Source organism: Rhizobium atlanticum (assembly GCF_030182485.1).
GTDB lineage: Bacteria > Pseudomonadota > Alphaproteobacteria > Rhizobiales > Rhizobiaceae > Rhizobium.
Genome location: NZ_JAQJCJ010000006.1, coordinates 89,599 through 105,373, shown reverse-complemented (window position 1 = coordinate 105,373; position 15,775 = coordinate 89,599). Strand labels below are relative to the sequence as shown.

The following is a 15,775-nucleotide window of genomic DNA, read 5'->3' as shown; positions in this document are numbered from 1 at the left end:
ATGCCTTTTCGCCGCGACATGCTTCTCTTTCTCGCCGCCTCCGCGCTTGCGGGCGGGACATCGCGCACGCTTGCCTCGCCGCTGACGGCTGCCAGCCAGCCGGATCTCCGCGGTACGATCGACGCGGTGGAATATCGCGCCGTTCCCGAAATTGGGGACCGCAAGATCCGCAACCTGGAGCAGATGATCAGACAGGCGGCGGCCGAGAACGTGCCGGTCTTCCTGCCGCCCGGTACCTATAAGATCTCCAACCTCAGCCTGCCCGACAATACCCGCATATCAGGCGTGCCCGGCGCCTCCCGGATCGTTTATACCGGCGACGGCCATCTGTTTGCGGCCGAAAACATCAGGCGCATCGAGCTTTCCAATCTCGTCATCGACGGCGGCAACCGCTGGCTCGGCGACTACGCCGGCGGGCTTCTGCAATTTACCGGCGTCGACGAGGTGCTGATCGACAATTGCGAGATCGGCGGCAGCCGCAAACACGGCCTGCAGCTGGAGCGCTGTGGCGGGCGGATCGAACGCAGTCGCATTTCGGGCGCCGCCCAGTCCGGCCTCTACGCTGTCGATTCCGCCAATCTTTCGATCGTGGCAAATACGGTCTCGGATTGCGGCAATGGTGGCATTCTCGTGCATCGTTGGAGACAAGCGGAGGACGGCACGGTCGTCTCCGGCAACCGGATTTCCAACATCCGAGCCAATGACGGCGGCACCGGCCAGAACGGCAACGGCATCAATGTCTTTCGCGCCGATGGGGTGATGGTGGTGAACAACCAGATTTCCGACTGCGCCTTTACCGCTATCCGCGCCAATTCAGCCTCGGACATCCAGATCACCAGCAACCAGTGCCGGCGCTCCGGCGAGACGGCGATCTATGTCGAATTCGCCTTCGAAGGGGCGGTCGTTTCCGCCAACGTGATCGACGGGGCGGCGAACGGCATTTCGATCGCCAATTTCGACGAAGGCGGCAGGCTCGCAAGCGTCACCGGCAATGTCGTGCGCAACCTGACGCTGAAAGGTCCCTACACCCACGAGGTCGGCTTCGGCATCGGCATCGCGGCGGAGGCCGATACGCTGGTGTCTGGCAATGTGATCGAGGGCGCGCCGCGCTGGGGCCTGCAGATCGGCTGGGGGCCCTATCTCAGAAATGTCGTCGTCAGCGGCAACGTGGTACGCAAGGCGCCTGTCGGATGCGCGGTCTCGGTCGCCGAGGGCGCCGGCACGGCCGTCATCACCGACAACATCTTCCAGGAGGTTGGCGAAGGGGCTGTCCTCGGCTTTGAGTGGGACAGACAAGTCTCCGCCGAAATGGCGGGCGGCAGAGCGCCCTATGCGCAGCTGACCGTCGAGCGAAACCGCGTGTCCTGACACGCGGCTCCGCTTTTGCTCAGTGCGTCTGATAGGTGCCGGTGACGGTCGCTTCCGCCAATGCGTGTTTCTTCGCCTCCGCCCACATTGCGCTGATACCGGCGGCATCCGGAGTAGAAAGCTTCGGCACGTCGAGGGCCGCGAGGCGGAAGATGTAGTGATGCGGGCGATCGCCTGCCGGCGGCTGCGGACCATCGTAACGGGCATTGCCGAAATCGTTCTTGTAGAAGCGGGGGGCTTGCTCCGGCGCCGTATCGACGCTTTCGGCAAGGGCGCTCCACTGCGCCGGGATATTGGCAATGCCGCAGTGGCGGAACGTGCCGCGCGGAGCATCCGGATCCTCGACCACCAGAGCGAAGCTCCGGGTCCCGGCGGGAGCACCGCTCCAGGCAAGCGGCGGAAAGAGGTTCTCACCGGCTCGCGCATATTTCTTCGGGATCGGCTGATCCTGGGCAAAAGCCTTGCTGATCAATGTCAAGGTCATGAAACTCTCCTTTCCTGATCGGCGCTCCTTCCTAATCGGGGCTCCTTCACCGTCAGGGACGACCGCTCCCTTTTTTATGCTCGCTCTCCTGATTGCGGCCACGCATGATGACCCGATCGTCATTGTGAGGGTCCGGATCGGCCTTCAGATCGCCTTTCCGATAGGCCTCCTTTGCCTGCGCATTGCGTTGCAGATCCGCCTTGGCGTCGAAATCCTCGCCGGCATTTGCGGTTTTCTCGCGTTTCTCGATGACACGAAGCTGTTGTTCATGTGTCTTCTTGCCCGTCATGTGTTCCTCCTTTGCCTGGTGCGCGCTGCGCACGCGGGTCATCGCATTCGACGCCTCGACGGCGCCAATCACTGGGTCCAACCCGCCGGCCCTTTCATTGTTCCCCCTGTCAGGCAATTGTGCTCGATCTGCCGCCGGGAAGGCGCTCGCCAGATCAAAAGCTTTCATCATCCCATCAGCGGCGAGGACTTTTCCGGGGGTGATCCGGTGTTTACCTTTTCTGCGACAGATCGAGGGGGTATCGTCATGCTGACAATCTATGGAGTCTATCGATCGCGCGCTTCGCGCGTCTACTGGATGGCGGAGGAGCTCGGGCTCGAATTCCGCTCCGTGCCGGTGCTGCAGGCCAGGCGGCTCGCCGACCCGCTCGCCGAAGAGGCGCCGCTCAACACGCATTCGCCTGAATTCGCAGCCCTCAACCCGATGGCCCAGATCCCCAGCATTCGCGACGGCGATCTCGTCATGCACGAGTCGCTGGCAATCAACCTCTACCTCGCGCGCAAGCATGGCGGGCCGCTTTCCGGCCAAACCGTCGAGGAAGACGGATTGCTGACGATGTGGACGATCTGGGCGGCTTCGCAAGTCGAGCCGCATTCGGTGCGGATCGTGCTGACCTATGACAACGGGCTTGAAAACAGCGAGGACGGCAAGCAGACGATCGCCGCCGCCTGCTACGGGCTGCGTCGGCCATTTGTGGCGCTCGAAAGCCATCTCGCCGGCCGTCAGTGGATCGTCGGCGAGCGCTTCACCGTCGCCGATCTCAACATCGCCGAGGTGCTGCGCTATGCCCAGAGCGAGACGGACCTTTTCGACATGCATCCGAACATCAAAGCCTGGATCGAGCGCTGCCAGTCCCGCCCGGCCTACAAGGCGATGCAGGCGGCGCGCGGCAAGGAGCCGATCGAAGTCTAAGGCCTACTGGAAAAGCGCCAGCGTGCCGGCCATTTCCTCGCGGATCCAGGCCTTGAAATCCTTGACCTTCTTCGGCTCGCGCGCGCCTTCGGCCGTCACGAAATAATGGCCGAAGCCGGTTTTCGCGCGAATGCCGAAAGGCGCTGCCAGCCGGCCTTCTGCAAGCGAATAGCCAGCAAGCGTCTGCCAGGCGAGCATGACGCCCTGGCCGGCGATCGCCGCATCTAGGCAGAGCGAGGCGTCGTTGAAGACGTGGCGCGTCGACAGTGTCGCGCCCGACAGCCCGGCCTCGCGCATCCAGACTTCCCAGCTGAACATCGCGCGGCCGTCGACGACGGCGGGCAGTGCCAGGATATCGGCGGGTTCACGCAGTTTCGCCGCCATCTCGGGCGAACAAACGGGAAAGACCTCCTGCTCCAGCAGCAGCTCGGCCTTCACATCGGGCCATTTGCCGGCGCCGACGCGGATGCCAATGTCGACGTCTGAGATCGCGGGATTGACGAGATTGGTCGTTGCATCCAGCCGCAGCTTGATGTCGGGGTAACGTTCGGCGAACCGATGAAGCCGATGGACGAGCCAGCGGGCGGCGAAGACCGGCGCCACCGAAATGGTCAGGATCGTATCGTCCTTGCGGCTTACGATCGAGACTGCCTGCGAAAGACGGGCAAAGCCTTCGTCGAGCGCTGCAAGCACCGGCCGGCCGGCTTCGGTAGCCATCATGCCCCGGGCGGTGCGCTCGAAGATCACTTGCCCCAACTGCGCTTCGGCCTTGATCACCTGCTGGCTGACGGCGCCGACCGAGACGCCGAGCTCGTCGGCGGCCGCCTGCAGCGAGCCGAGACGACCGACGGCCTCGAGCGCGCGCAGGCCGTTGAGATGGACGCTATTCAGGTTCTTCATATAGTTTTTCTATAACGGCACCGTAGTAATCTCAATTGAAAAAGCACCGGCGCAGGCAGACATTGCAGGCATACAGAATCCCCGCTCGGCAAGCGATGGCACGATGCGCGGGAGAGCTTGTTCGGCACCAGCCGCCGGGTGATCATCTTTCCGCGCCGCTGGAGAATGCGAGGTTTGCTATGTCGTGGCTGAAGTTTTTCTTTAAGTCTGCCGCGCGGACGCAGATCGACCCGGCCTGGAAGGATGACCCGTTGCGGCATCCCGAGGTCCAACGCATGTCGCTGCGCGAAATCGCCGATCTGCCGCTGGGAGCGGAGACCGGTTTTCATGCCGAGGCCAGGCCGCAGCTGGCGAAATGCGCGTGAGCACCGCTGCCGCACATTTGCTGAATTGGACGAGGCGAGCGCGCCGGTGGTGAATGCAGGAAGCAGCGCTGGAGGGCGTCCTTCGAGGCTTCGCCCTTTGGGCTGCGTGCCTCAGCATGAGGAGCGTTGGAGGGTGCCGCAGCCAATTGGGGGCGTTGGTGGTTCCGAACCGAAGCGCTCCGACAGCCTTATCCTGAGGTGCCCCGCAGGGGCCTCGAAGGACGAGGCGGGCATGCTGCCGTTGAAGCATGCCGTTCATTATCTCGTCGGATTGCCCGGATCCTCGCTGACGCCGACGCGGTGGCGATAGACCATTTCCCAGCCCTTCCAGCCGTTGAACAGAAGAAGGGCGGTTGCGATCAACGACAGCACCAATCCGGTCGGCACGATGAAGTCGCTGCCTTCGGCCATCCGCCGCCAGAGGTTGAAGGCCTCGATGAGGACGAGGACGATGTTGCCGATCATATGGAACCAGGCGTCGCGCAGCTCGCGAATGCGGCTGTCGCCGAAGAAGTCGATCAAGCCGGCAACGGCCGCCAGCGCCGCCATGACAAGGCCGGCGCCGAGCATCCAGTTGGTCGCATCTGCCCAGGCCGGATCGCCTGATCTGGCGTAGACGATGTCGACGACCAGCGTGCCGACGAAGGCAGCGACCGGGAACGGGATCAACATCGGGTGGATCGGATGACCGGCAATACTCAGGGTGCTTTTCGGATTCATCTTATTGTCCTCCGACCTATTTCAAAGCGTCTTCCCTATGGCCGGAGACCTGCCCGGCCTCCGAATTCCAGGTAACGTGATCTCCCCGAGCAAATTTGGCCATGTCGAACAACTCGCCGGATTCCAGTTGCATCTAACATCTGAACCGCCTTGTTTGTTCCCGTCATAATCGACATGCTGAAACCTGCGGCTGTGGAGAAGAGACGCCGGCACAGAAGGTCCGCGACTCGCAAAAAGCAATCGCCCGGCAGAAGCCTCTCTGCCAATATGCGCTTATGCCGCGTTGATCGCCAGTTCATCAGGGAGAGCCCACTATGAAAGACGTCGTCGCTTTGGTCACCGGCGGGAGCCGCGGCATAGGGCGCGGCATTGCCCTTGCTCTGCTTGCCGAAGGCGTCACCGTTCATGTGACCGGCAGGACGCGTTTTGTGGCGGAGGCAAAGCAGGCGGGATCGGCGGGATCGCTTGAGGGGCTCGAGTTTGAAGCGGCAAAACTGCCGGGGCGCCTTTCCGTCCATCGATGCGACCACGCTAGCGACGCCGACAGCGAGCGGGTGGCCGAAGCGATCCGGGCCGGCGGCAGGCTGGATATTCTGGTGAACAATGCATGGCCGGGCTACGAACGTATGGTGGAAGACGGGGAATTCACCTGGCCCAGGCCATTTTGGGAGCAGCCGGTATGGCGGTGGGAGGCGATGATTGGCACCGCGCTCAGGGGCGCTTTCATGATGTCTCGCGCGGTCGCTCCGTTGATGATCTCGGCGCGACGCGGCCTCATCGTCAACATCTCCTTCTGGGCCGCCCAGCTCTACGATGGCAATGCGGTCTATGGCATCGCCAAGGCCGCCGCCGACAAGATGGCCGCAGACTTCGGCCATGAGCTGCGCCCTCACAGTGTCGCCGCCGTTGCGCTTTATCCGGGGCTCGTCCGCACCGAAGCCGTTCTTGAGAACGCTGAGCATTTCGACATGAGCAATTCGGAATCACCTCAGTTCATCGGCCATGTCATTGGCGGGCTGTGGCGCGACCCGCTGCTCATGTCGAAATCCGGGCGCGTGCTGATCGCCGCGGCATTGGCGCGGGAATACGGCATCGCCGATGTCGACGGCACCCGGCCGGTTCCGCTTAGCGCTGCCGACTTTGCCGGGAACGCCGGGCCCTCTGCCGGAGCCAGCGAACTGGAAGACTGTTGAAATATCGAGGGCCCGATGATAATTGCTGCGTCGGGTCTGCAGTTCACCCAGGCATCGCCGTTCTTCGGAACACGCTAAACCTGACAATAACCGAGATATGGACATCGATCCCGTGCCATGTCGGAAGGGCGATCACCGGTAATCCATCCGGAACGGCACGACCAAAGGATAGGTCATGTCCAGAAAACTCATTCCTCTGCAGGTGAGCGATGCGTCCTCATTTGCCAAGTCGCTGCGCCTCCAGCTCTCCGCCCACGAAGGGCTTCCATCTCACCTCCAATTCTTGAACATGCTGGCACGGGCTGCCGGTTACGGCAATTTCCAGAGCCTGCGTGCAAAAGCCGGTCCCGCAGAGAGCGGGGGGCAGCTACCGACATCGGTGCCTGCCGCCAACGTCGAGATCGACCGGAAGCATATTGATCGCGTTCAGCGCAGCTTTGACGAAGAGCTCCGCCTGGTGCGCTGGCCCTCGCGGCGCATGGATCAGATCACAGCGCTTTGGCTTCTGTGGTCGCAGATTCCCTCGACCACGGAGATGTCCGAGAAAGAGGTCAATGCTCTTCTTCGCGGCAGGCACCTGTTTGGAGATCACGCATTGCTGCGTCGGGAACTCTGCGAGCTCGGACTGATGAGCCGGACTCGCGACGGCAGCGTCTACCGGCGCGTCGAACGGCCCATGCCGATACACGCATCGGCAATCCTCAGTCAGCGTTCCGAGCGCCAAGCGAGCTGATGCCGACCTCCGCGGAAGCGCCTGATCGAAGAGAGCCTTCTATCAGGCGCCTCATTCTTCTTGCGTATCATCATCGCCGCCCTGCCTCTTGCGGCGCGGACGGAGATTGCCGAAGCCCATATAGTGATCGGCATCCGAGGTGTTCCATCGGCCTGCGAGGAAGATGATCGCAATGGCCGCGGCAACGATGAGCAAGGCGTAGATCTTGTCCATGCCTTCAATGTAGCGCAGGCGGAGATCGGTCAAGGTCTTGGCGACACAAGGCCGAAGTGATCGATCGAAACGCAACTTAAGCTTGAACGAATCCCACTTCGCGTTAGCCTGCGTTCTCAAGCCCATCGCCGCCCGAGTCGGCTCGCTTCATATCCGAGGGAATAGACATGCCGGCTTTGATCGAAGCACGGGACGTCAGCAAGCGCTTCCGGCAGCACAAGAGATTTCCGGGTCTCATCGGCGCCTTCAAGACGCTGGTGACCAGCGAATATACCGAGGTTCAGGCCGTTTCCGATATCAGCTTCGATATTACGGCCGGCGAGGCCGTCGGCTATGTCGGCCCGAACGGCGCCGGCAAATCGACGATGATCAAGATGATGACCGGCATTCTGGTGCCGAGTTCAGGAACGCTTTCGGTGCTCGGCCGCACGCCGCATCTCTCCCGCATGGATAATGCGCGCGAGATCGGCGTCGTCTTCGGCCAGCGCAGTCAGCTGTGGTGGGATCTGCCGCTGATCGACAGCTTTACCCTGCACCAGCGCATCTATGATATCCCGGCCGCCCGCTATACGAACAATCTGCGCCAGTTCAGCGAACTGCTCGACCTCTCGCCCTTCCTCGACCGGGCGGTGCGCCAGCTCAGCCTCGGCCAGCGCATGCGCGCCGAGATCGTCATGTCGCTGCTGCACGATCCGAAGATTCTGTTTCTCGACGAACCGACGATCGGGCTCGATGTGGTTGCCAAGGATGCGGTGCGGCGCTTTCTCGCCGAGATCAACCGGGAATGCGGCGTCACGATCATCCTCACCACTCATGATCTGCAGGACATCGAGACGATCTGCCCGCGACTGATCATGGTCGATCACTCCAGGCTGATCTTCGACGGCGAATTGCGCAGCCTGCGCGCCGCCCTCGGCTCGGCCCGGCGGCTGACGCTGGAATTTGCCAGCGACCCGGGGTCATTGCGGCTCAGCACGGCGTCGCTCGTCAGCGATGAGGGCCTGCGCAAGGAATATCTGATCAAGCGCGAGGACGTGTCGCTGGTGAGTATCCTTTCGGAGGTCGGCAGCGACCGCGACCTCAAGGATGTAGCGCTGCACGAGCCCGACATCGAAGAGGTCATCCGCACCTTCTACCAGGGTCGCAACACCAGGGCCCGGGCCTCATGAGCACCTATCTCGCCTTCACCCGCAATGCCCAGGCGCCCACACCATGAGCGCTTATCTGGCCTTCACACGCAGCGCCTTCCACGCGCAGCTCGCCTACCGCAACGAGGTCTGGGCCAATATATTCGGCAAGCTGGCGCAGGTCGTCGCCCGCGTGGCCATCTGGCTCGCCGTTTATGCCGGCGTCGGCGCGACCGTGGTCGACGGCGTCTCGCTGCAGCAAATGGTGACCTATGCCCTGCTCGGCGGCGCTGTCATGGGCGCCACCCGCCCGGAAAGGATCATCGGCGAGATCGGCCGGTCGCTCAAGACAGGCGATATCGCCGTCTGGCTACTGAAGCCGCTCTCCTATCCGCTCTACCTCTTCGCCAATGAATGCGGCAGCTTTTCCTACCGCCTGGCGACGCAGGTGATCCCGACCGTCGCCTTCACCGCCTCGTTTTACGGCATGCTGGCGCCGGCGAGCCTGTTTCACGGTCTGATGTTTATCGCCTTCTGGGCGCTATCTTTCGTGCTGATCTTCCTGATGTCGGCGCTGTTCGGGCTGATCGCCTTCTGGCTGATGACGAGCTTCTCGCTTGCCTGGATTCTCGGCGCCCTGCTGCATCTGTTCTCCGGCCTGCTGGTGCCCTTCTGGTTCTTCCCCGAGCCCTTAGCGACGATCGCCCGCCACTTGCCCTTCGCCTGGGTCGTCTATTATCCCAATGCGGTCTATCTCGGCAGGCTTTCCGTCGCCGATACCTGGCTGCATCTCGGCCTCGGTCTCGGCTGGGCCGGACTGTTCCTTATGGGCGTGCTCTGGCTATGGCGCCTGGCCTCGCGCCGCATAACCGTGCAGGGAGGCTGATCGTGCTCTTCCATCACCTCCGCGTCATTCCGCTTCTGGTGCGCATGCATGTGCGCTCACAAATGGAATATCGCGGCGCCTTCTGGCTCGACCGGCTTGCGCAGATCCTTTCCTATGGCAGCGTCTTTGCCACCATCGGCATCCTGCTTGCCCGCTTCCAGACGCTCGGCGGCTGGACCTGGCCGGAGCTGGCGCTGCTCTTCAGCTTCCAGCTGCTCGCCTATTCGCTCGGTGCGGCGATGAGCTTCGTGCAGTTGCGCGATCTCGAAGAACTGGTACGGCTCGGCACCTATGACACGCTGCTCGTCAAGCCGTTCAGCCCCTGGGCCTATCTCGTCTTTTCCGGCCTCAATATCGGCTATGCCGGCCACATCATCCTGGCAGTGCCGCTGCTCTGCTGGGCCGTCCTGTCGGTCGACTTCATCTGCACGGCCCCGTCCCTGGCGTTCCTGCTTGCCGCGATCGCCAGTGCGACGCTGCTCACCGGTGCGATGATCACCATGATCGGCGCGACGGCACTGATGTGGGTACGCTCGAACCACCTGTTCTCGATCTTCTTCGGCTTCTGGGAACTGACGCGTTATCCGCTCAACATCTTTCCCGGCAGCATCCAGCTGACCCTGATCACCGCTGTCCCGCTGGCGCTGACCAGCTCAGTCCCGGTCGGCACGCTGCTCGGCAAACCGATCCCGATCCTCGGCGACTGGGCCGAGCCGGTGGCGCTCGCCGCCGGCCCGGTATGGGTGCTCATCGCCATCGCCCATTGGCGCTACGCCACCGGCAAATACCAGGGCGCCGGCGGCTGATGATCGGCCAGCCGAGAACACCCTCATTGACCTGCCGCCCTTCCGCTCTTATATAGCTAGACAGTCTAGCCAGGAGCAGTTTTATGGAATGGCAATTGCAGGACGCGAAGAACCAGTTCTCGAAAGTGGTGCAGAAGGCGCGAGACGAAGGACCGCAAGTGGTCACCTTGCGCGGTGAGCGCGCGGCTGTCGTATTGTCCGCCGGCGATTACGACGCCCTTCGCGCCGGCAGACCGACCCTGGTTGATGACCTATTGGGCGGTCCTGCCTGGGATGACGAGTTCGCCGATGCAGTCGAAGCGAGGGCCAAGAGCCCTAGCCGCGGCGTGACCTTCTGATGTATATCGTGGATACAAATATCGTCTCTGAGGCGCGACGCGGCACGCCGCAGGCGGTTTCCTGGCTGCGCTCCGTCGATCCGCTGAGCATCCATCTGAGCGCGTTGACGCTCGGCGAGATCATGCGCGGCATTGCCCTCAAACAGAGGTCGGATCCGAAGGCCGCGACCCACTTAGCCGAGTGGCTGCGCAAGCTGCGCCACGACCATGGCAGCCGTATCCTTCCGGTGACCGATCAGATTGCCGTGGAATGGGGCCGCATCGCAGCAATCCGGCCGCGCGGCGACATTGATGGACTGATCGCTGCGACGGCGATCGTCCACGATCTCATCGTCGTCACCCGCAATGTCGGCGATTTCCGCGACACCGGTGTATCCGTAATCGACCCCTGGCAGACGTCAGCGTGAATGCAGGGGCGGCTACGACCGGCCCCGCATCACAGACGGGTTTTAACATCTCAGGGCGGATCAGCCCCGGTCATAGACCAGCGCCCGCTGGACGGCGGGGCGCTGCAGCATGCGGGCGTGATGGTCGCTGACCTTTGCGAAACGGGCGGGATCGACGCCGTCGGACGGCAGCCAGTCGGTCATGACGAAGAGATAGGGATCGGCAAGCGAATAGGTCTCGCCCATCACCCACGGGCCTTCGAACATCTTCTCTTCGATCAGCGTGAAGCAATCGGCCATATTCTGCGGCACCTTCGCCTTCATCGCCTCGAGCGCCGTCGGCTCGTCGGCCCAGCGGGAGCCGCGCGGGCGGTGGGCATGATTCACATGCACGGTCGAGCAGAGATAGCTGTTGAAGGATTGCAGCCGCGCCATTTCGAAGGCATCGCCGAGCGGCGCGAGCTTGGCGGCCGGGGCGCTTTCAGCGATGAAGCCGAGAATCGCCGGCGTTTCCGTCAGCACGCCGCGCTCGGTAACGAGCGCCGGCACCCGGCCCTTCGGATTGATCTTCAGATAGTCCGGCGAACGCTGCTCGCCGTCGCGGAAGTTGAGCTTTTTTGTTTCGAATGCAAGGCCGGATTCTTCGAGAGCAATCAGGCTTGCGAGCGCGCAGGTTCCGGATGCGTAATATAATGTCAGCATGATTATCGACTCCCTTTCGGCACGTCTTATAGCGCGGGGATTGGTGCGCCGAAACCGGGGGAGATGGCGGTTGCCTAGGCTTTCGGGAGCCGGACAATGAACGGCGTGCCGGGAGCCTGCCCCTCATCCGGCTGCCACCACCTTCTCTCCGTTCTGACGGGGAGAAGGGGTATGCCGCACCCGCTTCCTCTATCTCAAGGTTGCGTTTGGCACGTCCCCTCCCCGTCAGAACGGGGAGAGGGCTAAGGTGAGGGGCGCCCCACGGGGCACCCTTACTCACCCGCAGCCCGGCACATCCTCCAGCCGATGCCAGACCGGGATGCCGCGTTCCCTGGCGATGCGAACGTCGTTGTCCGCGCCCTTCGATTCACCCGGCAAGCGCAGCACGCCCTCGCAGAGCTGCAGCAGCCGGCCGGCGACCGGGTGGAAGATCTGCTCGTAGAGCGCATCGCCGACCGATCTGCCGCCGGCGGCGTGCCAGATCGGCAGGGCCACCCATTCGCCGATCATCGGCACATGGCCGGCCTCGAACAAGGCATAAGAGGGTTCCTCCAGCCGCTTCAGGTTGGCAGCCATCTTTTCCGGGTCGTCGCCCGTCCCGGACCGATAAGGCCCGGCAATCAAAATCAACATGATCCACTCCATCGCTCCGCTTCTGTGCGAGCACTCCCGGCCTCATGCACGGGATTTCCTGAAAATGCACGATATTCCTTGAATGTCGAGTCATCTCGTGCAATATCATGCCATCTCGTGAATTTTCGTGCGGAGACACAATGCTGACGACGCAGCGCAAGACCCTGATTCTCGACATATTGCGCCGCGACGGCCAGGTGATCGCCAGGCGTGTCGCCGAGGATTTTTCGCTTTCGGAAGACACGATCCGGCGGGACCTCAGGGAAATGGCGGCGGAGGGACTCTTGAAACGCGTGCATGGCGGTGCGATGCCGCTGGCACCGGAGCTGCCGGATTTCACGGCGCGGCGCAGCGTCTCGTCCGAAATCAAAGCGCGGCTCGGAGCCGCGGCGGCGGCGATGGTCAAGCCGGGGCAGATGATCTTCCTCGACGGCGGCACGACGACCGCGGAAATTGCCAGGCACCTGCCACGCGACATGGCGCTGACGGTCGCGACCCACAGTCCGACGATTGCCGCCGAGCTCGAGCACCATCCGACGGCCGAGGTGATCCTGGCGGGCGGACGGCTCTACAAACATTCGATGGTGGCGACCGGCGCTGCGGCGATGGCGGCGATTTCCCAGCTGCGCCCCGATCTCTTCTTCCTCGGCGTCACCGCCGCCCACCCCGTTCACGGGCTTTCCACCGGCGATTTTGAGGAAGCCGCGATCAAGCGGCATATCGCCCGCTGCGCAGCCGAAACGCATGTGCTGCTGACGGAGGAGAAGTTCGATCTCGTCTCGCCCTGCCCGGTGCTCGGCATTGCCGAGGTGGCGGGACTGATCGTGCCGGCCGAGATTCCGGCCGAGCGGCTGAAGCCCTATCGCGACCTCAACGGCACGATCGCTGCAGCGTAATCCTGCGCAGAAAAGTCAGGGGCTCGATGGCATGCGAAAACCGTGCGCAGTTTTCCGCATCATGCGGAGAAGACGGTGGTCGCGCTGATATCGCCGACATGGATGCCGTTCCAATTGCGCATCGCGGTTGCGGCAAAGCCCATCAGAGCGGCATGCACCGTCTCCTCCGTCTCGAAGAAGCGGGCGAGTGTGGCCGCCACCATGGCCTCGGCGGCGCGGGTGGCGCCATCCTCGCATTTGAGCGCGATGGCGATGCCCTTTTCCGGGATTGCGGCGCAGAAGACACCCTCGGCGCCCGTCTTGACGAAGATGCGACCGGGAGAGATCTGCATCAGTTTGGTGCAGGCGCGGCCGGAGCCGGCGACATAGAAGGGCTCGGCCATGCAGGCCTCGATCAGGCGCCGGGATGCTTTGGCGCGCAAGGGCTCCAGACTGGTGCCGGTCGCCATCTTCGCAAAGCCGTGGGCCAAGCTGCGCAAAGGCACGGCATAGGTCGGGATGGAGCAGCCGTCGGTGCCGCAGCTCTCGGCGCCGAGCGCGGCTCCAGTCAGGCTTTCCATCACTGCTCGGATCTCGACCTGCAGCGGGTGCTCGTAGCCGACATAACCCTTCGGGTCGATATCGCGGTGGCAGCAGGCGCAGATGAAACCGGCGTGCTTCCCCGAGCAATTGTTGTGCAGCGCCGTCGGTGCGGCGAGCGTGCGGGCCTGATGGATCAGGACTTTCTGGTTCATCGACCAGTGGGCGCCGCATTCCAGCGCTTCGGCATTGCGGCCGGCGCGGGACAGCATCGAGGCGGCAAGCGCCACATGTTCGTCCTCGCCATTATGCGAGGCGCAGGCGAGCGCCAGCTCCTTATCACTGAAGCCATAGGCATCGGCCGCACCGCTCTCGACGAGCGGCAGCGCCTGCATCGCCTTGCAGGCCGAGCGTGGGAAGACGGCGGCGTCGATGTCGCCGAGCGAGAAGACAAGCTTGCCGTCGCCATCGACGACCGCCACCGCGCCACGATGACGGCTTTCGACGAGCAGGCCGCGGGTAACTTCGACGGTGACGGGATTGGTCATGGGCTCTCATCCGAATGCTGGCGCGATGCGGCAGGCATAACGCGTCGGGGCGCGAAAGCCAACGGGGTGGCCTGTTTTGTGGCTGCGCGGGCTCCTGCTGACGGAGGCGCCGACGATGTTTGGCAGAGACTTTCCCTCACATTCCGTCATCCCAGGCCTCGACCAAGCCTCGACCCTGGGATCCATTGCACCTGCTTCTGCCTGTATTTCTTCTTAGCCCCCGGCAACGGCAGCGCCGGCCCTGCTGCCGATCCGGTGGGTTTCCTCGCTTCGCTGAAACGGATCTTCATGCCGAACGTGCTGATCCATGTCGTCATCATGTCGCTGCTCTTCGCGCTGCAGCGGCTCAACGGCATGCTTCTGCCGCTGATCATCACACGTGCGGCGGGCGGAAACGTCGCCGATGTCGGATTCATCGCCGGGCTGACGGCGCTTCTCGAAATGCCGTTCATGATGATGTGGGGCATGGCGCAGCGGCGCTTCCGCACCGCGCATGTGCTCGCCTTCGGCGCGCTCATCTACTGCGCCTATCTGCTGCTGCTCGGATTTGCTTCCGCGCCCTGGCACATCTATGCGCTGCTGCTCGTCAATGCCTGCGGGGCGGCGGCAATCCTCAGCGTCCCGATCACCTATCTGCAGGACCTGATCGCCGACCGGCTGTCGGCCATATAACCTTCGCGGGTGCGGATCGCAGCCAGGCCCTCGGCACGCGCGGCCAGGTCGCCGGCGTTTTCGAGCTCGTGGCGATAGCGCTTCAGCGTCTCGGTCTCGCGGGCGGAGATGACGGTGTCGAGCGCTCCTGCCCCAAGCTGATCGACGAGACAGGTGAAATTGAAAAGGCGCCTCGGCTTCGGGACGCCTTTTCACCACTGAATGATTTCCGGGTTCTCAGGCTACGTTGCGCTCTGGTTCCGGCTCCTGCTGGATGGCCTCCTGCTTGACGCCAAGATAGAGAACGGAGCCGCGGCCGATGCCATAGGTATCGCAGACGTCTGGCGTCAGGAAGTCGGTGACCGGAATCTGCTGGACCGCCAAACCGGCGCGCCGGATCACTTCGATGAAGCCGGACCTTGAGAAGATGCGCACATGGTCGTCCTGGCCGAAATGCGCCCAGCGGCCTTCCGGTGTCGTCACCTCGGGATTTTCATAGGTGTCTTCGATCGACAGGCAGATCGGCGCCATCAGGATAGCCACGCTGTCCTGCTTGAGAACACGCCTGATTTCTGCGGTGGCTCGCACCGGATCGTCGACATGTTCAAGCACATGAGAGCAAAGCACGAAGTCGAAGCTCTCATCGGCATATGGCAGGTTATGGATATCAGCCTTGTCGTCTGCCTCCGGCATATGCATGTCGCAGCTGCGGTAGAAGACATGCGGGTGGCTCTTGAGCCAGAAGCTCAATGCCCGGCCCGGCGCAATGTCCAGGAAGCGCACCGCCTTTGCCTGGTCGAGCCGCTGGAACACCGGCGTCAGAAACAGCGCGTAGAGCCTGTCGCGATCGGTCGAATGACAATTGGGGCAGCTATAGGCCTGATGATTGATCGTCTCGAATTCATCGATGCGATAGGGAAAGCCGTGCTCAACCGCCTTGTCGATGTAATAGCGCGGAAGCGGTACGAAATGCGGGATTCTGCTGCGGCAGATGGGGCAGGCGTGGAATAGAGCCATTGTATTCCTCGTAGGGACCGTACAACGCGCAAGCAACGCCACATCATGATGCGCAGTTTCGGGGCCGGGTTTCGATCAGACAACTGTTC

General features: G+C 62.8%; 20 protein-coding genes and 2 pseudogenes. 12 read left to right on the top strand and 10 right to left on the bottom strand.

Features of this window, described 5'->3' with window-relative positions; translation table 11 throughout:
- Positions 1–1,368, top strand: a complete 1,368-nt coding sequence (locus tag PH551_RS10900) for a TIGR03808 family TAT-translocated repetitive protein (RefSeq protein WP_285193000.1) — start codon at positions 1–3, stop codon at positions 1,366–1,368.
- Positions 1,369–1,387: 19 nt separating this feature from the next.
- Here the strand turns inward: PH551_RS10900 and PH551_RS10895 are convergent, their stop codons facing one another.
- Both PH551_RS10895 and PH551_RS10890 read right to left on the bottom strand, forming a co-directional pair.
- Entirely contained in the window at positions 1,388–1,852 is a 465-nt protein-coding gene (locus tag PH551_RS10895; RefSeq protein WP_221114727.1) for a YbhB/YbcL family Raf kinase inhibitor-like protein, read from the bottom strand.
- A 52-nt stretch (positions 1,853–1,904) separates the two neighbouring features.
- Positions 1,905–2,141 carry a hypothetical protein gene (locus PH551_RS10890; protein ID WP_285192999.1) on the bottom strand — a complete coding sequence of 79 codons (237 nt, stop codon included), beginning with the start codon at positions 2,139–2,141 and terminating at the stop codon, positions 1,905–1,907.
- 246 nt (positions 2,142–2,387) lie between these two features.
- Between PH551_RS10890 and PH551_RS10885 the strand changes: the two genes are divergently transcribed.
- Positions 2,388–3,053: a glutathione S-transferase family protein gene (locus tag PH551_RS10885; protein WP_085777384.1), complete on the top strand. Its 666-nt coding sequence runs from the start codon at positions 2,388–2,390 to the stop codon at positions 3,051–3,053.
- A 3-nt stretch (positions 3,054–3,056) separates the two neighbouring features.
- Here the strand turns inward: PH551_RS10885 and PH551_RS10880 are convergent, their stop codons facing one another.
- Positions 3,057–3,953 (bottom strand): LysR substrate-binding domain-containing protein, encoded by an 897-nt coding sequence (locus PH551_RS10880; protein ID WP_285192998.1) that lies wholly within the window; start codon positions 3,951–3,953, stop codon positions 3,057–3,059.
- A 179-nt stretch (positions 3,954–4,132) separates the two neighbouring features.
- Between PH551_RS10880 and PH551_RS10875 the strand changes: the two genes are divergently transcribed.
- On the top strand, positions 4,133–4,318 hold the full coding sequence (locus PH551_RS10875) for a hypothetical protein (protein ID WP_285192997.1): 186 nt from the start codon (positions 4,133–4,135) through the stop codon (positions 4,316–4,318).
- Positions 4,319–4,576: 258 nt separating this feature from the next.
- Here PH551_RS10875 and PH551_RS10870 read toward each other — a convergent pair whose 3' ends face one another.
- Positions 4,577–5,038: a DUF2231 domain-containing protein gene (locus PH551_RS10870; RefSeq protein WP_285192996.1), complete on the bottom strand. Its 462-nt coding sequence runs from the start codon at positions 5,036–5,038 to the stop codon at positions 4,577–4,579.
- Positions 5,039–5,352: 314 nt separating this feature from the next.
- On the opposite strand from PH551_RS10870, the gene PH551_RS10865 reads away from it, so the two are divergent.
- Together PH551_RS10865 and PH551_RS10860 are read left to right on the top strand one after the other, a co-directional pair.
- Positions 5,353–6,231: an SDR family NAD(P)-dependent oxidoreductase gene (locus PH551_RS10865; RefSeq protein ID WP_285192995.1), complete on the top strand. Its 879-nt coding sequence runs from the start codon at positions 5,353–5,355 to the stop codon at positions 6,229–6,231.
- A gap of 175 nt (positions 6,232–6,406) precedes the next feature.
- Positions 6,407–6,964: a DUF2087 domain-containing protein gene (locus PH551_RS10860; protein ID WP_285192994.1), complete on the top strand. Its 558-nt coding sequence runs from the start codon at positions 6,407–6,409 to the stop codon at positions 6,962–6,964.
- 51 nt (positions 6,965–7,015) lie between these two features.
- Here the strand turns inward: PH551_RS10860 and PH551_RS10855 are convergent, their stop codons facing one another.
- Entirely contained in the window at positions 7,016–7,210 is a 195-nt protein-coding gene (locus PH551_RS10855; protein WP_285192993.1) for a hypothetical protein, read from the bottom strand.
- Positions 7,211–7,344: 134 nt separating this feature from the next.
- Here PH551_RS10855 and PH551_RS10850 point away from each other — a divergent pair, with 134 nt between their 5' ends.
- From PH551_RS10850 to PH551_RS10830, 5 genes are all read left to right on the top strand, one after another.
- Positions 7,345–8,346, top strand: coding sequence for an ABC transporter ATP-binding protein (locus PH551_RS10850; RefSeq protein WP_285192992.1), 1,002 nt, complete (start codon positions 7,345–7,347; stop codon positions 8,344–8,346).
- Between the two features lie 43 nt (positions 8,347–8,389).
- Positions 8,390–9,190 carry an ABC transporter permease gene (locus PH551_RS10845; RefSeq protein WP_285192991.1) on the top strand — a complete coding sequence of 267 codons (801 nt, stop codon included), beginning with the start codon at positions 8,390–8,392 and terminating at the stop codon, positions 9,188–9,190.
- Between the two features lie 2 nt (positions 9,191–9,192).
- Positions 9,193–9,996: an ABC transporter permease gene (locus tag PH551_RS10840; protein ID WP_285192990.1), complete on the top strand. Its 804-nt coding sequence runs from the start codon at positions 9,193–9,195 to the stop codon at positions 9,994–9,996.
- A gap of 83 nt (positions 9,997–10,079) precedes the next feature.
- A complete protein-coding gene (locus PH551_RS10835; protein WP_085777374.1) occupies positions 10,080–10,334 on the top strand; it encodes a type II toxin-antitoxin system Phd/YefM family antitoxin in 255 nt (84 codons plus the stop codon).
- Positions 10,334–10,741 carry a type II toxin-antitoxin system VapC family toxin gene (locus tag PH551_RS10830; RefSeq protein WP_285192989.1) on the top strand — a complete coding sequence of 136 codons (408 nt, stop codon included), beginning with the start codon at positions 10,334–10,336 and terminating at the stop codon, positions 10,739–10,741. Before PH551_RS10835 ends, PH551_RS10830 begins: the two co-directional genes overlap by 1 nt.
- 60 nt (positions 10,742–10,801) lie before the next feature.
- Here the strand turns inward: PH551_RS10830 and PH551_RS10825 are convergent, their stop codons facing one another.
- Positions 10,802–11,422 carry a glutathione S-transferase family protein gene (locus tag PH551_RS10825; RefSeq protein ID WP_285192988.1) on the bottom strand — a complete coding sequence of 207 codons (621 nt, stop codon included), beginning with the start codon at positions 11,420–11,422 and terminating at the stop codon, positions 10,802–10,804.
- Positions 11,423–11,698: 276 nt separating this feature from the next.
- A complete protein-coding gene (locus PH551_RS10820; protein ID WP_097601544.1) occupies positions 11,699–12,055 on the bottom strand; it encodes a DUF4406 domain-containing protein in 357 nt (118 codons plus the stop codon).
- A gap of 140 nt (positions 12,056–12,195) precedes the next feature.
- Here PH551_RS10820 and PH551_RS10815 point away from each other — a divergent pair, with 140 nt between their 5' ends.
- A complete protein-coding gene (locus PH551_RS10815) occupies positions 12,196–12,951 on the top strand; it encodes a DeoR/GlpR family DNA-binding transcription regulator (RefSeq protein ID WP_285192987.1) in 756 nt (251 codons plus the stop codon).
- Positions 12,952–13,010: 59 nt separating this feature from the next.
- On the opposite strand, the gene PH551_RS10810 is transcribed toward PH551_RS10815, so the two are convergent.
- Positions 13,011–14,018, bottom strand: coding sequence for an asparaginase (locus tag PH551_RS10810; protein ID WP_285192986.1), 1,008 nt, complete (start codon positions 14,016–14,018; stop codon positions 13,011–13,013).
- Between the two features lie 186 nt (positions 14,019–14,204).
- Here PH551_RS10810 and PH551_RS10805 point away from each other — a divergent pair.
- A pseudogene (locus PH551_RS10805) lies at positions 14,205–14,675 on the top strand (MFS transporter); the annotation flags it as partial.
- A 2-nt stretch (positions 14,676–14,677) separates the two neighbouring features.
- On the opposite strand, the pseudogene PH551_RS10800 reads toward PH551_RS10805, so the two are convergent.
- Both PH551_RS10800 and PH551_RS10795 read right to left on the bottom strand, forming a co-directional pair.
- Positions 14,678–14,839: pseudogene (locus PH551_RS10800) on the bottom strand (MarR family transcriptional regulator); the annotation flags it as partial.
- A 67-nt stretch (positions 14,840–14,906) separates the two neighbouring features.
- On the bottom strand, positions 14,907–15,686 hold the full coding sequence (locus PH551_RS10795) for a class I SAM-dependent methyltransferase (RefSeq protein ID WP_097601536.1): 780 nt from the start codon (positions 15,684–15,686) through the stop codon (positions 14,907–14,909).
- Positions 15,687–15,775 lie beyond the last annotated feature (89 nt).

What these genes read in the sequence shown, in the direction of transcription:
- PH551_RS10900 (WP_285193000.1), top strand. Translation starts at nt 1, where the DNA reads ATGCCTTTTCGCCGCGACATGCTTCTCTTTCTCGCCGCCTCCGCGCTT.
- PH551_RS10895 (WP_221114727.1), bottom strand. Translation starts at nt 1,852, where the DNA reads ATGACCTTGACATTGATCAGCAAGGCTTTTGCCCAGGATCAGCCGATC.
- PH551_RS10890 (WP_285192999.1), bottom strand. Translation starts at nt 2,141, where the DNA reads ATGACGGGCAAGAAGACACATGAACAACAGCTTCGTGTCATCGAGAAA.
- PH551_RS10885 (WP_085777384.1), top strand. Translation starts at nt 2,388, where the DNA reads ATGCTGACAATCTATGGAGTCTATCGATCGCGCGCTTCGCGCGTCTAC.
- PH551_RS10880 (WP_285192998.1), bottom strand. Translation starts at nt 3,953, where the DNA reads ATGAAGAACCTGAATAGCGTCCATCTCAACGGCCTGCGCGCGCTCGAG.
- PH551_RS10875 (WP_285192997.1), top strand. Translation starts at nt 4,133, where the DNA reads ATGTCGTGGCTGAAGTTTTTCTTTAAGTCTGCCGCGCGGACGCAGATC.
- PH551_RS10870 (WP_285192996.1), bottom strand. Translation starts at nt 5,038, where the DNA reads ATGAATCCGAAAAGCACCCTGAGTATTGCCGGTCATCCGATCCACCCG.
- PH551_RS10865 (WP_285192995.1), top strand. Translation starts at nt 5,353, where the DNA reads ATGAAAGACGTCGTCGCTTTGGTCACCGGCGGGAGCCGCGGCATAGGG.
- PH551_RS10860 (WP_285192994.1), top strand. Translation starts at nt 6,407, where the DNA reads ATGTCCAGAAAACTCATTCCTCTGCAGGTGAGCGATGCGTCCTCATTT.
- PH551_RS10850 (WP_285192992.1), top strand. Translation starts at nt 7,345, where the DNA reads ATGCCGGCTTTGATCGAAGCACGGGACGTCAGCAAGCGCTTCCGGCAG.
- PH551_RS10845 (WP_285192991.1), top strand. Translation starts at nt 8,390, where the DNA reads ATGAGCGCTTATCTGGCCTTCACACGCAGCGCCTTCCACGCGCAGCTC.
- PH551_RS10835 (WP_085777374.1), top strand. Translation starts at nt 10,080, where the DNA reads ATGGAATGGCAATTGCAGGACGCGAAGAACCAGTTCTCGAAAGTGGTG.
- PH551_RS10830 (WP_285192989.1), top strand. Translation starts at nt 10,334, where the DNA reads ATGTATATCGTGGATACAAATATCGTCTCTGAGGCGCGACGCGGCACG.
- PH551_RS10825 (WP_285192988.1), bottom strand. Translation starts at nt 11,422, where the DNA reads ATGCTGACATTATATTACGCATCCGGAACCTGCGCGCTCGCAAGCCTG.
- PH551_RS10820 (WP_097601544.1), bottom strand. Translation starts at nt 12,055, where the DNA reads ATGTTGATTTTGATTGCCGGGCCTTATCGGTCCGGGACGGGCGACGAC.
- PH551_RS10815 (WP_285192987.1), top strand. Translation starts at nt 12,196, where the DNA reads ATGCTGACGACGCAGCGCAAGACCCTGATTCTCGACATATTGCGCCGC.
- PH551_RS10810 (WP_285192986.1), bottom strand. Translation starts at nt 14,018, where the DNA reads ATGACCAATCCCGTCACCGTCGAAGTTACCCGCGGCCTGCTCGTCGAA.
- PH551_RS10795 (WP_097601536.1), bottom strand. Translation starts at nt 15,686, where the DNA reads ATGGCTCTATTCCACGCCTGCCCCATCTGCCGCAGCAGAATCCCGCAT.